This is a genomic window from Streptomyces sp. NPDC001787, assembly GCF_040297465.1.
In the GTDB taxonomy this organism is placed as follows: Bacteria; Actinomycetota; Actinomycetes; order Streptomycetales; family Streptomycetaceae; genus Streptomyces.
On the sequence record NZ_JBEOZE010000003.1, the window covers coordinates 429,311 to 442,959 of the forward strand.

Here is a 13,649-nt window from a genome sequence, read left to right on the forward strand (position 1 = left end):
CCCGAAGAGGCAGCATCGGGTGCCCCGGGCGGGCCGGGCGGGGGCTGGACGGGGCAGGGGGCCTCCCCTGATGGTGGAGGACCGAGACCGGTGCGGTCAGGGGAGATGACGATGAACGCACACGACCACGACCATGACCACGATCATCAGCACGAGCACGAGTACGACCCCGAGCGGGACCACGACCGTGCCTTCCCCGGGGAGAGCGTCCACGAGGACGAGCACGGCCGCCTCGGGCAGCTCGGGCATGGTGACGCCCTCGCCGCGCCGAGGGCGGCCGACGCCCATGACGGCGGGGCGGACTCGCACCACCTCTTCCGGGCCGCCGCCGCCGGGCGCGCGGACGTGGTCGGTACGGCCGGGATGGGCGTGCTCCAGCGGACCGTCGGCAACGGGGCCCTCGGCCCGTTGATCCAGCGGTCCAGGGCCGCCCGGTCCGAACAGGCCGAGGAGACCCAGGAGACACCGCGCTCCCCGGTGCACGATGTCGTGTCGTCCGGCGGCGGCTCGCCCCTGGACACCGATACGCGGACGGACCTGGAGAGCCGCATGGGCGCGGACTTCTCCGACGTACGCATCCACAACGACTCCGCCGCGCACGAGTCGGCGAAGGGCGTCGGGGCGCACGCGTACACCGTGGGCAACAACGTGGTCTTCCAGCGCGACGCGTACGATCCGTCGTCACCGCAGGGCCGTACGACGCTGGCGCATGAGCTGACCCATGTGATCCAGCAGCGCAGCGGGCCGGTCGAGGGCACGGAGGCGCCCGGCGGCATCCGGGTCAGCGACCCCTCGGACCGCTTCGAGCGGGAGGCCGTGGCGAACGCGGACCGGGTGCTGTCGGACCCGGCCCCCGAGTCGTCGCCGGCAACCGGGTCGGCTTCCGCCGGACCTGCTCCGTCGGCTTCCGCCGCTCCCTCGGTGCAGCGGGCGGCCACGGAGGACGAGGACGAGCAACCGGCCGACGTGCAGGGTTCGTTCGTGCAGCGCGCGGAGGAGAAGCCGGAAGAGGAGGAAGAGGCCCCACCGGCCTGAAGGCACCGGGCGACGAGCCGCCCGCGCCCGCCGTGCGCGCCCTGCCCCGTGCCCCGTGCCGGCGGGCCCCTCGTGCGCCGTCGTGTCCCGCCCCCGCCCAGCCCGTCCCGTTCTGCCCCGTCCCGCGCTGCCCTGTTCCGGCCCCGCCTCGCCCCGCCCGCGCGGCGCCCCGAGTGGGTCGGCGCCCCGGGCGGTTCAGCCCGCGGAGTCCGGCCGCATCGTGCCGCCGAGGAAAAGCGACTCGGAGCACCGGGAAGGTGCCGGGGCGCCCACCGGTTTGCCGACCTTCCGGCAGTCGATGGTCATGGTCACCTTGCCGCCCGCGGGTACCAGGATCGGCGTCACGAAGTGGTAGTCGGAGTCCCGGAAGTTCTCCAGCCCGAGGCTCAGTACGCGGTTGCCCTTCCCGGCGGAGACGGTGACCGTACCCGCGTCGCCCTGCGGGTTCTGCACCACGATGTCGGTCAGCTGGAAGGTGTGCCCGTCCGGTACCTCCAGCGCCGTGGAGGTGTTCGAGCCGTCCCCCACCGAGTCCCTGACCCGTACCTGGGCGCTGGTCGGGGCTGCCGCCGAAGCGGCGTCCCCGGGGGCGGCGGGGCTCGGTGACGGACCGGGCTTCGACGCTCCGGCGCCCGTGCCCGCCCCTGTGGAGTCGCCGCCGGAACCCGCCCCGGCCGGGTCGCCGCCCTGGTCCGGTGCCTTGCTCTTGTCGGCCGCCGCCGCGGACCGTACCGCCTCGGGCGTGACCGCCTCCCGGGCCGCCGACTTCACGGCCGGGCGCAGCAACGCGTACCAGAGGCCGACCAGCGCGATCAGCAGCACAGCCGCAGTGATGAGTGCCCGGGGCAGCCAGCGCGGAAGGACCGGGTCCTGTTGGTAGGAGCCGTCGACGAGGACCGGTTCCACCGCTTCCTGGCCCTCGGCCACCTGCGTGGCGGCGTACACCTGGAAGGAGTGGGTGACCGGCGTGCCGCGCCACATCCGTTTGGCCGGCCGCACGCGCAGCTTCCCGAACTCCGCGTGTCCCGGGGCGATCCGGAGCTCGGACGCGGCGAAGGCGACGCTCGCGAGTTCCGAACCGGGCCGGGAGCCGAGCCGCACGGTGACCGGTGTGTTCCCCCGGTTGTCCACGGCGAGCTGATGCCGTCCGCCGCGTGAGCCGTGCGAACCGCGCGGCACCAGTTCGGCGGTCGTCTCGGTGAACGGCAGTACCGTCACCCGTCCTTCGGGAACCACCGTCTCGTCCGGCGCACTGGCGGGCACCACCCGGATCCCGAACGGGGTCTCGCCCGCGGGTACGGTGGAGTCCCGCGGCGGTCGCAGCATGAGCGATACGGTTCGGGAGTCGCCCGGGTACAGCGACAGGACCGCCGGCTCCACCGCGGACCACGCGGCACAGTCACCGACCACCTCGAAGCGGTACTCCTCCACGGTCCGGCCGGAGTTGAGGACCTGGAGGGGCAGGGCTGTCTCCTCGCCCGGTGCGGCGGCGACGGACGACTCGTCGAGACTTGCCGAGAGACTCATACGGCGGACCGTAAGGTCGATGGCCTTGGCAGGCATCGGCCGTGGAGGAACACTTTCGGGCAGATTTACTGCCCGTAACAACCTTTTAGTTTCCTCTTTGGTAATCAAGGGAATCTTCTGACCGCCTCATAGCTCATGAGGCTGACGAATGCAGCTGTGAGGCTTTGGGCATGCTGTGAGGCTTTGGGCGTGCTGTGATACTTACGGCTGTTGCCCAGGGGGAGCATTGCCATGGAGCGGACCACTGTCGCGCTGAGAGCCCAAGATCCAATTTCGCAGGCGGGTGTGGCCAGTCAATTACGGGCCCGCCCCGAGGTCAGTGTCATGGATTGGGACGAGGCCGGGGAATCGCCCCAGGTCGTGGTCGTGGTCGTGGACGCCGTCGACGAGGACGTCCTGAGAACGCTGCGCCACATCCAGCGTACGAGCAGCGCCCGCGCGGTTCTGGTGACCACGGACATCGATGAGCAGAAGCTGGTGAGTGCGGCGGAGTGCGGGGTCGCCGGTGTGGTCAGGCGCTCCGAGTCGACGCCGGAACACCTGGTGCATGTCATCGGTACGGTGGCTCGCGGTGAGGGCCATCTGCCCTCCGACCTGCTCGGACGCCTCCTCGAAGAGGTCGGCAGGCTCCAGGGGCAGGTGCTGGGTCCACGCGGACTCCACTTCACCGGGCTGGCGGCGCGGGAGGTGGATGTGCTGCGGCTGGTCGCCGAGGGCTACGACACCGCGGACATCGCGACGAAGCTCGCCTATTCGGAACGCACGATCAAGAACGTTCTCCATTCGGTGATGACCCGGCTTCAGCTGCGAAATCGTTCCCACGCGGTGGCGTATGCGATGCGGCAGGGCCTTATTTGATCTACGCGAGATGTGATCTTCGCGCGTCGCCGTATTGCCTCAAAGGGCAGTGAGGGTTTCCCGTGGAAGGGGCTCGCTTTCCGCTGTGGGTGCCCGGTTCGTACGGGACCGTGCGAACCGGTCGGGTCGAACCGGTCGGGTCGGGTCCGGGGGAGGAATTCCGTGCGGTGGTTTCAGCCAGGAAAAGGATCACGCAGGCCGGCCGGGGCGCGTCGTGCGTCGGCGCTGGTCCTGCTCCTGTTGGCCGCCGGGCTGACCCCCGCATCGGGCGTGACGGGGGTGGCCACGGCCCTACCGGTGCCCCCTGATCCCTGGGTCACCCCGGCGAGCCTGCACGAAGCCCTCGACCCGGGCGGCTCCACGGGCGTGGACAAGCGGGTGCGTACGCCCCCGATCCCGCCGATGCCCGATGTGGTGCTGCTGGTGGACGGCACCGGAAGCATGGCCGTCCCGATCGGTGACGTACAGAAGGGATTGAAGGAAATCACCGCCACCATACGGGAACAGCAGCCGGATTCCCGGTTCGCCGTGGCCACCTACGGCGACGAGAAGGACGATCCGACGGCGGAGTTCGCCGTGCTCCAGGGGCTGACGAAGAACCTGGAGGATGTGCAGAAGAAGGGGGTCGACGAGTTGGACACCTCCCGTGGCTTCAGGAGCAAGGGCCCGTCCGAGGACTGGATCTACGCGCTGTGGAAGGTGGCCAACGGTGCGGACGGGGGGACGGTCTTCCGGGACGGAGCCAGCCCGGTGGTCGTGCTGGTCGGTGATGCCTCAAGCCACGTCCCCAGCAACGGCATTCCTTATGACGAAGCGGTGTTCGCCCTCCAGGACAAGGGCGTACGTGTCATCGCCGTCGACGTGACGACGGAGAACGGTGACGGTCTCAACGGGTTCGGGTACAAGAGCGAGACCTACAAGGACCCGTATCACGATCCTGATCAGGCAAAACGGATCACCGCGGCAACCAACGGCCGGATGCTCAACGGGATTCCGGGCGACGGTGTGACCGACGCGATCATCGAGGGCTTCAAGAACCTCCCCACCTCCGTCGGCTATCGCCTCGACGCCTGCGACCCGCACCTCTCCGTCGCCCTGGATCCGCCCACGCGCCGGCTGACCAGCGGCGAGACCGCCGAGTTCGCGGAGACCATCGACGTCTCGGCCGACGCACCGCAGGGCACCACCCTCACCTGCACCGTTCAGTTCCTGCTGGGCACCCAGGTGCCGGGGACGGACACCCTCGGGCCCACCGCCGAGCCCGATCCGGACTTCCAGCAGCGGATCAGCATCGACGTGAACGACATCAACGCCCCGGTCGTCACCGTGGACGACCGTACGGCGAGGGCGAAGGACGACGACGGGGTGCGGATCAGCTACACGGCAACGGCCACCGATGCCCAGGACGGAACGCTGCCGGTGGCCTGCACGCCCGCTTCCGGCTCGCTGTTCCCGGTCGGGAGGACCACGGTCACCTGCTCGGCCACGGACACGGCGGGGAACACCGGTACGGACACGGCGGAGTTCGAGGTGCTGGAGGCCCCCGTGCCACCTTCCTCGGACCTCGCGGTCAAGGCCGATGTCCGCCCGGACCGCACATACGTCGGGCGCCCGGCCCGCGCCCGTTTCACCCTCACCAACGCCGGTCCGGACGCGGCGACCGGGGTCGTCATCGGTGCGACCTGGCCCAAGCCCGCCAAGGCGAAGGACCGCAGCCTGCCGTCCCTGAACCGCTGCACGGCGGCCGAGCCGTGCACGATTCCCGCCGGTGGCCGGATCGAGGTGACGCAGACGGGCACGTACCGGGCGGCGGTCACCGGGAACGTACGGGCCTCCGTGCGCGGCACGCTGCCCGACCGGCGTACGGCGAACAACAAGGCCACGGACCGGCTGCGGGTCCTGAAGCCCTCGCTCACCGTCACTCCGCAGGTGGCCAGACCGGGGCAGCCCGTACTGGCCCGGGGCAAGGACTATCCGCCCGGCGAGACCGTACGTTTCACGTGGAACATCGGCATCACGGCCGACCGGTCCGGTGTGCGGGTGGGCCGCGACGGCACCTTCGAGGTGCAGATGCTGGTGCTGCGCAAGGACACGCTCGGCCCGCGCGTCCTGCGGGCGGACGCACGCGACCTTCCCCGTCTCCAGAAACCGGTCCTGGTCGTCCAACGCCACCTTCAGCCACCGGACTTCGCGGGGCGGTCATGAGTGGCGGGGCGGGCGTGAGTCGCGGGGCGAGTGTGCGTCGTGGGGCGAGTGTGCGTCGTGGGGTTGTCATGAGTCGTGGAGCGGGCGTGAGTCGCGGGGCCGGCGTGACAAGGGCGGCGGTCACCGGATGATCCACGAGGTCGACGACGTACTACGGTCGCTGATCCGGGCAGAAGTGCTCGAAGGCGGTCAGATCTCGGTCGTCTTCGATGCGCCGACGCGGGAGTGGGCGGCGAAGGTCAACGCACCCATGGTCAACCTCTACCTCTACGACATCCGAGAGGACATGAGGCGCCGCGAGCGCGGCCTGCACAACGAGTACGACGAGCGCGGTGCGGTCGTCGCACGCCGCCGCCCGCCCCGCTACTTCAAGCTGTCGTACCTGATCACGGCATGGACGAAGCGCCCGGAGGACGAACACCGGCTGCTGTCCTCGCTGCTGGCGTGCCTGCTGCGCTACGAGGCGCTGCCCCCGGAGCGGCTGACGGGCTCACTGGCGGAGATCGGGGCCGCCGTACCGATGTCGATCGCGCTGCCGCCGCCGGAGGACCGCTCGTTCGCGGACGTGTGGAGCGCGCTGGGTGGTGAGCTGAAGCCCTCGCTGGACCTGGTGATCAGCGTCCCGGTGACGGCCTCGCCGAGCTACGAGGCGGGACCCCCGGTGGGGGACGAGGGGCTCCAGGCGCGGTTCGGGGACGTACCCGCCCCTACGGAGGGCGAGGCGCGGGGCCACCAGGGTGGGACGCAGGACCAGCCCGGCCGCAAGGGGCTGCCGGTGTACGGGTCCCGTCCCGGCCGGCCGGTCCGCCCAGGCCGCGAGGAACCGGAGGCTTCCGGTACGGCGGGACCCCGGCGGGGCCTCTCGCTCCGCATCACCGAGAACCGTGATGCCCGGGACCAGGACGGCCGTACGGAGGACAGCACCGCATGACGACCCCGGCTGCTCCCGGCCCCGCGCCTTCGTCCGCTCCCGGCCCAGTGCCTTCGTCCGCCCCCGGGGCCGTGTCGTCCGATCCGAGCCTGCGCCACCTGCTCGCCCGCGCGGTGGCCGTCGAGCAGCGGGTACGCCGCGCGGTCGAGGCCCGGCAGCGGACCGATCCGGACCCGGACGACGCGTTCCGCGGTCTGTACCTCACGGACGAGAACATCGTGAGACTGCTGGACGAGAAGGCGGTACGCGGGTTCCCCGATCCGGTCGGGGAGGCTCCGGAGACGACCCCGTATGCCCCGGAGGGCCCGGCCGTCTCAACCGTCCCAGAGGCCCTGGGAGACCTGGGGGCCGTGGGGGCCCTGGGGGCCATGCGAACCTCCGCCGTCCCGGCTGCCTCCGTCGTCCCGGCCGCCGCATCCTCCGCGCGGTCCGCATCCCGACTGACCTCCCTGGCGGCCGAATTCGGGCTCACTCCGCTCGACATCGAGATCCTGCTCATCGCCCTCGTACCGGATCTGGACGACCGCTTCGAGGCGTTCTACGGCTACCTCAACGACGACGTGACCCGCCGCCGCCCGTCCATCGGCCTGGCCCTGGGCCTCTGCGGCTCGACCCCCGCCGATCAGGCGGCACGCGGCCGGCTGTCGGCCCGCGCCCCGCTCCGTGAGGGCAGGCTGCTCCTGGTCGAGGACCTGGACCGCCCGTTCCTGAGCCGCGCCCTTCGCGTACCGGACCGGGTCACCGCGCACCTCCTGGGCGACGACACCCCGGACCCGCGCCTCGCCGACCTGCTGGCCCCCTGGCACGCCGTGGCGGGCGTCGGCGACCCGGGACCGCTGGCGGGGGTCCTGTCCGACGGGGTTCCGCTGGCCTACCTCAGCGAGGACCAGGGCGGCGCGGGTACGGCGCTGGCCGCGTCCGCGCTCACCCGGGCGGGCCTCGGGGTCCTGGGCCTTGACCTGGCCCGACTGGCCGAGGACCCCGCCCCGGCGGAGGCGGTGCGCTCCCTGGTCCGCGAGGCGCGACTGACCGGGGCGGGCCTGGTCTGCGCCCCGCTGGACGCGGTCTCCCGGGAACACCCGCACCTGCTCAGGCTCCTCACCGCCACCCCCGTACCGACCGTCATGGTGGGCAGGGTCCCGTGGGACGCGTCCTGGTCGGCCACCCCGCCGCTGCTCCTGCACGCCCCGCGGGTGGAGCCTTCGGCGCGCGGGGCCCTGTGGACGGACGCGTACCGGGACCTGGCCCCGGCCCCCGTACCGCCCACGATCGACGCGGACCACCTGCTCGCCCCTTTCCTCCTCACCCCGGAACAGGTCACGGGCGCAGCGCGCAGCGCCGCCCAGACGGCCCGCCTCAACGGCGGAAACCTCACCGCCGACCACGTACGCCAGGGAGCCCGCGCCCAGAACGCGGCCGGCCTGGACCGCCTCGCCCGCCGCATCGAACCCACGGTGACCTGGGACGACCTGGTCCTCCCTCCCGACGCCCACGCCCAGCTCCGTGAACTCACCGCCCGCGCCCGCCACCGCGACCGGGTCCTGGGGGAGTGGGGCATGCGTCCGGGAGGCGGCCGGGGCCGGGGGGTCTCGGCGCTGTTCGCGGGGGACTCCGGCACCGGCAAGACGATGTCGGCGGAGGTGATCGCCGCGGACCTGGGGCTGGACCTGTACACGGTCGACCTGGCGACGGTCATCGACAAGTACGTGGGCGAGACCGAGAAGAACCTGGAGCGCATCTTCACGGAGGCGGCGGGCGTGAACGGCGTCCTGCTCTTCGACGAGGCCGACGCGATCTTCGGCAAGCGCTCGGACGTGAAGGACGCCCATGACCGCTACGCGAACGTGGAGAGCGCGTACCTCCTGCAACGCATGGAGTCCTTCGACGGCCTGGCCATCCTCGCCACCAACCTCCGGGCCAACCTGGACGACGCGTTCACCCGCCGCCTGGACCTGGTCATCGACTTCCCCGTCCCCGACCCGGACCAGCGCCTGGTCCTCTGGGAACGTTGCCTGGGTCCGCTCCTCCCGAGGGGCAAGGACCTGGACCTGGCCTTCTGCGCGGAGAACTTCGAGCTGGCGGGCGGCAACATCCGCTCGATCGCGGTGACGGCTGCGTATCTGGCGGCGGACACGGGCGACGCGGTGACGATGGAGACGCTGATCCACGCGATCCAGCGGGAGTACCAGAAACTGGGCCGCCTGACCCTGGCCTCGGAGTTCGGGCCGTATCTGGGGCTGGTGCGGGGGTGAGGGGGCGGGGGTGAGGGGGCGGAAGTGAGCACCACCGCCACCGGCTTCTGCGCCTGCAGAGCCGTGGCCGCCACGACCGTGCCATCAGGCGGCGTTCCCCGTGGTGCCCGCAGCTCCGCGCAGCAGAGCGCGTGCGGCGTCGATCTCGGCCCGGTGGAAAGGTCTGTGCTCGGCTGAAGGCTCCGTGCTCGGCCTCGTGCTCGGCCTCGTGATCGGTGGTCAGTCCGGGCAGGTTGTCGCGCTCGACATGACGCTGCACGGCGGCGTCGGCGTAGACGGACCCGGTCCCGGTCCCCGCGTGTGCCCTTGCGCGGACCGTTGCCTGCCACCACCGTGGACGGGCGGGCCATTGACCGAAGACCATCGCCGTACCGTGACGGGAGTCAGCGTGACCGCATGGATCGACCACTCACCGGGTGACTCCGTCATCCAGCGGATGTCGGCAACCGTGCCGCAGCGGGTGCGCGGAATCCTCGGGGCGCTTCCGTTTCCCGCGTCCGGCCTGTCTCAGCCGCCCGAGCGGTGGGGGCTGTTCCAGGGGCGGGCGCTGTTCGAGCTGCGGGCGCTGTTCGAGGTGCGGGCGTGAGCGGGTCCGGCCCCCGAACCCCCGTACCGGACGTCTTCGACCCGGGGCAGTACGCGCGGGGCGTCCCCCACGACCGCTACCGCCATCTGCGCGACCACCACCCCGTCGCGTGGCAGGAGGAGCCGGAGGTACGGGGCTGGCCCGCGGGCCCCGGTTTCTGGGCGGTCACCCGGCATGAGGACGTGGTCCGGGTCCTGAAGGACTCCTCCACGTACTCCTCGTACCTCGGCGCCACCCAGATCCGCGATCCGGACCCCGCCGACCTGCCGTTCATCCGCCGCATGATGCTCAACCAGGACCCTCCGCACCACCGGCGGCTGCGCACGCTCGTCAGCCGCGCGTTCACCCCCGGGCGCGTGGACCGTTTCGGGACGGCTGTCCGGGAACGGGCCCGTTCCCTGCTCACCCGGGCGGTGGCCGAGGCGCGGGGAGGTGACGGTACCTGCGACCTGGTCGCCCGCGTCACTGATGACTACGCCTTGCTCAACCTCACCGACCTGCTCGGAGTGCCCGCCACCGACCGAGGCTTCCTCCTCCACTGGACCCAACGCGTCATCGGCTACCAGGATCCCGATGAGGCGGGGACTCCGGTACTCGGCCCGGACGGCAAGCCGGTCAACCCGCGCTCTCCGGCGTCGCTGCGCGACATGTTCGACTACGCGCACGAGTTGGCCGCACACAAGCGTCAGTACCCTGCCGACGATGTGATGACAGCCCTCGCCACCGACCCCGAACTGACCGCGCCCGAACTGGAGATGTTCTTCTTCCTGCTCGTGGTGGCGGGGAACGACACGGTACGCAGCGCGGCCCCCGGCGGCCTGCACCTCCTGGCCCAGCATCCGGATGCGTACCGGAGCCTGTGCGACGGAGAGGCCGGGTTCGCCACAGCTGTGGACGAACTGCTCCGCCGCCATCCCCCGGTCCTGTCCTTCCGCCGCACCGCTCGCCAGGACACGACTCTGGCCGGCACGCGCATCCGTACCGGCGACAAGGTGGTCGTCTTCCACGCCTCGGCCAACCACGACGAGCGCGTCTTCCCCGACCCGTACGCCTTGGACCTCTCCCGGTCCCCGAACCCGCACATCTCGTTCGGCGATGGCCCTCATGTCTGCCTGGGCGCGCACTTCGCGCGCTTGCAACTACGGGTCCTGTACGAGGAGACGTGCCGCGTCCTGCCTGACGGACCACCTCGTATGTCGGGCCCACCGCGCCGCCTGGTGTCGAACTTCATCAACGGGTTGAAGACGCTGCCTGTGCGGGTGGGCGATGCGTGACGTCACATGCCATCCGACCTGCACGGGCATTCGCGCCGACTGCGCCGGGCAAGTCGATGCTCGAAGCATCCCGAGAGCGGTTGCCGAGCCTATGCCCCCCCGTCTGTGACTCGGGTGCGCTCCGCCAATCTGTCACGAAGATCCGACAGGTCGTCTTCGGGGAACTCACGGGCGAGAAAGTCGAGCCCGTCGCGTAGGTAGGGCAGTGAAACAGACATGCCGTAGTTGTCTTTGTCAGGCTCTGCGAAGAGGTACTGCCAGTCGTAGAGGCCCTTGGTGCGTAACATGACGTCGAGGTAGTCGCTGTAACTGATGTGGAGCCGAGAAGGTCCCTGCCGGAGGTCGAAGTACCAGATCTCCGGCGAAACCTCATTATGGGTGAGCCTTAGCGCGGAGTATGTTCCGGTCCCTCCCACAGGATGGGTCTCGAAAATCCTAAACTCCTCGATGAGCTGCCCTGCTTCGGAGGTTGCCGGGTCAATCGCCGACGGCTGAGGTCCACGCACCACTGCCTCGGCGATGTGAACGATATGAAACTCCCCTGCAATCTTGTCGAACGGTTCCAGCGCGCGCCAGGAGAAGGAGAGATTGGAAAATCGATGGAAATTCCCTGCAAGTTCTGCTGGCGGAGGAATATCCTGAACCATTCTGATGATCTCGAATGCGTCTTCGGCGCGCTTGAGGTAAATCGCCAACGGGCCCCGGTCGTACTTATTCGTCCGAATGGAGCTGCGTGCCTGGACTTCCTTCACTGTATTGCGAAGTTTGAGTTCATATTCGGTTTCCATGTCATCCTCCGGCTAGGCGCTTGCGTGGAAGCTCCGTCGGGTGAATATCAGTCGAACCTGAGTCGCTGTGTGGCGTCGGCGTTTGTGAGTTGTGTGGTGAGGTGTGGGAGCTTGCTGAGGGCGTCGGGGAAGTCTCTGAGGGGTGTGGTCTTCACTAGCTTTTTGATTGCTTTCGCTTCGGCTCTGCCAATGCCGAGGGAACTGAAAACGGCGTACTTCTCTTTAGGCTCATTGATTCGAAGTACGTGATGTGGTGCCATTCCGAATCTGAGTCGTTGTGCTGTATTGGCGTTTGTGAGTTGTGTGGTGAGGTGTGGGAACTTGCTGATGGCATCAGCGAGGTCAATGAGCGGTCGATTCTTCACCAGTTTCTTGATCTTTTCCGCGTCGGTTCTTCCGATGCCGAGGGAATGAAAGACGGTGTATTTTACTCCTGACAGGTTGATCCGAAGGATGTCGTTGGTCAGCGGCGCTGGTGGGTCCTGCGTGTCGGCGAAGGATCTGGGGCCGTTGCCAGGCCGCGGCGAACGCTCGCTCCACGTTCCGCCGGAGTGGTCATAACCTCCCCACTCGACCTCGATTGTCTTGGGGAATCCTGCATGGGTTGCGTAGTAGTTGACATTGACGTTGTACCAAATCATGCGCTCAAGGGCTGGACTCGTGGCTGCCTTGTTAAGGGATGATTTGGCTGGGTTTTCCACGGCCCAGAGGAACATCGGGTTGTTGATGAAACCCCTTGCGGGGACCAGATTGGAGTCTTTTGCGTCGCCTCCAAGGAATGCGGGAAGGAGATGCATCTTCACCCAGGCGTTATTGTTGGCCCCCGTCGTGTTGTAGGTCTCGGCCACGTTCCATCCCGTCAGAGTGGCTCCGTCGTAGGTACTTGCCTCGGTGCCCTTCTGGATATCCTTGTCGATGTAGCTCGCTTTGAACGGCTGGGCGAGGACGCCATGCTCGAACGGCGGGAGTACTGGCGGAGGCAGGGGTGGAGCCGCGCCCGGTCGATGGGCCAGGAGCTGGGCAAGCTTGGAAAGGGCTGAAAGGAGCGCCTTGTAGGCATCCTGCTTGGCTTGTGATCCCACGGGCTGTGAGCGAAATACTTTGTTCAGTGACTTTACTTCCTGCTCATTCTTCTTGACATCGTCAAGTGCGGCACGAGACCCGTTCTCGGCGCTCGGGCCCGCCGTTCTCAGTTCGGTTTCCCAACCCGTCATGTATTTATAGATGTCCTGCGGAGTGCTGTGCACGACGAGGTCGGCGTCGGCGCCTTCTCCGTTGAACTGGACCTTGTGGTTCTCCTTGTCGAGCGACTGGAAGCTTTTTTTGGGGGATGGGTAGAACGAAGAACCCTTCTCGTTGTTCTTCCCTTTCTCAGTGGCGTCCTGCTTCTTGCCATCAGGAGCTCTCTTGGGTTTCTTCCAAAGCGCCTTGCCCTTCTTCGCTATGAAGTCGACGATTTTGTCGATGGCCCTGTTGACGGGGCGGGACACCGCGTGGAAGACGCTCTTCACCTTGTTGGCGAGGCCGCCGATGCCCAGCAGTGAGGCCAGGAATCCGATCAGGAGCGGGACGCTGGTGGCGAGGGCGGCTTCGACCAGCTTCGGGACGCCTGCGGCGCCGCCGTTGGCTATGGCGATGACCGCGTCCAGGACCGCGTTGACGAAGTCGGCTATCTGGGCGCCCTGGGTCACGATGAACGTGACGATGTCGATGATTCCCTTGACCGCGCGGATGAAGGCGGAGGCCGGGTTGAGGAGGGAGAGGATCCAGGTGATGCCCGCGATGATGACCGTGGGAATCAGATAGCTCGTCAGCTTTTCCAGGATCGTGGCCTTGAGGTCGCCGGTCTCGGCCTGGATTTCCTTGACCGCGCCGGCCGGGCCCTCGCGGGCGAGGTTCTTCGCTACGGGGACGGATGTTTCGACGGCGGTCATCGCTTCGTCGGGGACGCCCTTGCGGGTGACGCGGGCGCGGATGTTGTCCCAGGTCAGGCCGAGCAGTGAGCCGATCAGCTGGATGATGCCCTTGAGGTCGAACTTCTGGGGGAGTTCGAGGCCCGCCTTGACCGCGGTGCCCAGGAGCCAGGACACGACGCCGGTCTTCAGGTGTTCGGCGATGTTGGTGATGAAGAGGTTGAGGCCGGCGCCGACGGCCTTGACCAGGTTGCCGAGGAACCCGATGGGGTCCTTGAGG

At 68.7% G+C, this 13,649-nt stretch carries 10 protein-coding genes; 7 read left to right on the plus strand and 3 right to left on the minus strand.

The window, feature by feature from the left end; translation table 11 throughout:
• Positions 1-105 precede the first annotated feature (105 nt).
• Entirely contained in the window at positions 106-1,035 is a 930-nt protein-coding gene (locus tag ABT170_RS06885; protein WP_351864631.1) for an eCIS core domain-containing protein, read from the plus strand.
• A 195-nt stretch (positions 1,036-1,230) separates the two neighbouring features.
• Here the strand turns inward: ABT170_RS06885 and ABT170_RS06890 are convergent, their stop codons facing one another.
• Positions 1,231-2,562, minus strand: coding sequence for a COG1470 family protein (locus tag ABT170_RS06890; RefSeq protein WP_351864634.1), 1,332 nt, complete (start codon positions 2,560-2,562; stop codon positions 1,231-1,233).
• A 231-nt stretch (positions 2,563-2,793) separates the two neighbouring features.
• On the opposite strand from ABT170_RS06890, the gene ABT170_RS06895 reads away from it, so the two are divergent.
• The 6 genes from ABT170_RS06895 (at position 2,794) to ABT170_RS06920 (ending at position 10,668) form a co-directional block, all read left to right on the plus strand.
• Positions 2,794-3,420, plus strand: coding sequence for a helix-turn-helix transcriptional regulator (locus ABT170_RS06895; RefSeq protein WP_329944834.1), 627 nt, complete (start codon positions 2,794-2,796; stop codon positions 3,418-3,420).
• 297 nt (positions 3,421-3,717) lie between these two features.
• Positions 3,718-5,625 carry an HYR domain-containing protein gene (locus tag ABT170_RS06900; RefSeq protein WP_351864637.1) on the plus strand — a complete coding sequence of 636 codons (1,908 nt, stop codon included), beginning with the start codon at positions 3,718-3,720 and terminating at the stop codon, positions 5,623-5,625.
• A gap of 127 nt (positions 5,626-5,752) precedes the next feature.
• Positions 5,753-6,556, plus strand: coding sequence for a Pvc16 family protein (locus ABT170_RS06905; RefSeq protein WP_329944836.1), 804 nt, complete (start codon positions 5,753-5,755; stop codon positions 6,554-6,556).
• On the plus strand, positions 6,553-8,808 hold the full coding sequence (locus ABT170_RS06910; RefSeq protein ID WP_351864640.1) for an ATP-binding protein: 2,256 nt from the start codon (positions 6,553-6,555) through the stop codon (positions 8,806-8,808). Before ABT170_RS06905 ends, ABT170_RS06910 begins: the two co-directional genes overlap by 4 nt.
• Before the next feature lie 184 nt (positions 8,809-8,992).
• On the plus strand, positions 8,993-9,394 hold the full coding sequence (locus tag ABT170_RS06915; RefSeq protein WP_351864643.1) for a hypothetical protein: 402 nt from the start codon (positions 8,993-8,995) through the stop codon (positions 9,392-9,394).
• Complete coding sequence (locus tag ABT170_RS06920) at positions 9,391-10,668, plus strand: cytochrome P450 (protein WP_351864646.1); 1,278 nt, start codon at positions 9,391-9,393, stop codon at positions 10,666-10,668. Before ABT170_RS06915 ends, ABT170_RS06920 begins: the two co-directional genes overlap by 4 nt.
• An 89-nt stretch (positions 10,669-10,757) precedes the next feature.
• Here ABT170_RS06920 and ABT170_RS06925 read toward each other — a convergent pair whose 3' ends face one another.
• Together ABT170_RS06925 and ABT170_RS06930 are read right to left on the minus strand one after the other, a co-directional pair.
• Positions 10,758-11,456 carry a hypothetical protein gene (locus ABT170_RS06925; RefSeq protein WP_351864648.1) on the minus strand — a complete coding sequence of 233 codons (699 nt, stop codon included), beginning with the start codon at positions 11,454-11,456 and terminating at the stop codon, positions 10,758-10,760.
• Positions 11,457-11,503: 47 nt separating this feature from the next.
• Positions 11,504-13,649: phage tail protein (locus tag ABT170_RS06930; RefSeq protein ID WP_502970481.1), on the minus strand; the 2,146-nt coding region annotated here is incomplete at its 5' end.

What these genes read in the sequence shown, in the direction of transcription:
- ABT170_RS06885 (WP_351864631.1), top strand. Translation starts at nt 106, where the DNA reads ATGACGATGAACGCACACGACCACGACCATGACCACGATCATCAGCAC.
- ABT170_RS06890 (WP_351864634.1), bottom strand. Translation starts at nt 2,562, where the DNA reads ATGAGTCTCTCGGCAAGTCTCGACGAGTCGTCCGTCGCCGCCGCACCG.
- ABT170_RS06895 (WP_329944834.1), top strand. Translation starts at nt 2,794, where the DNA reads ATGGAGCGGACCACTGTCGCGCTGAGAGCCCAAGATCCAATTTCGCAG.
- ABT170_RS06905 (WP_329944836.1), top strand. Translation starts at nt 5,753, where the DNA reads ATGATCCACGAGGTCGACGACGTACTACGGTCGCTGATCCGGGCAGAA.
- ABT170_RS06910 (WP_351864640.1), top strand. Translation starts at nt 6,553, where the DNA reads ATGACGACCCCGGCTGCTCCCGGCCCCGCGCCTTCGTCCGCTCCCGGC.
- ABT170_RS06925 (WP_351864648.1), bottom strand. Translation starts at nt 11,456, where the DNA reads ATGGAAACCGAATATGAACTCAAACTTCGCAATACAGTGAAGGAAGTC.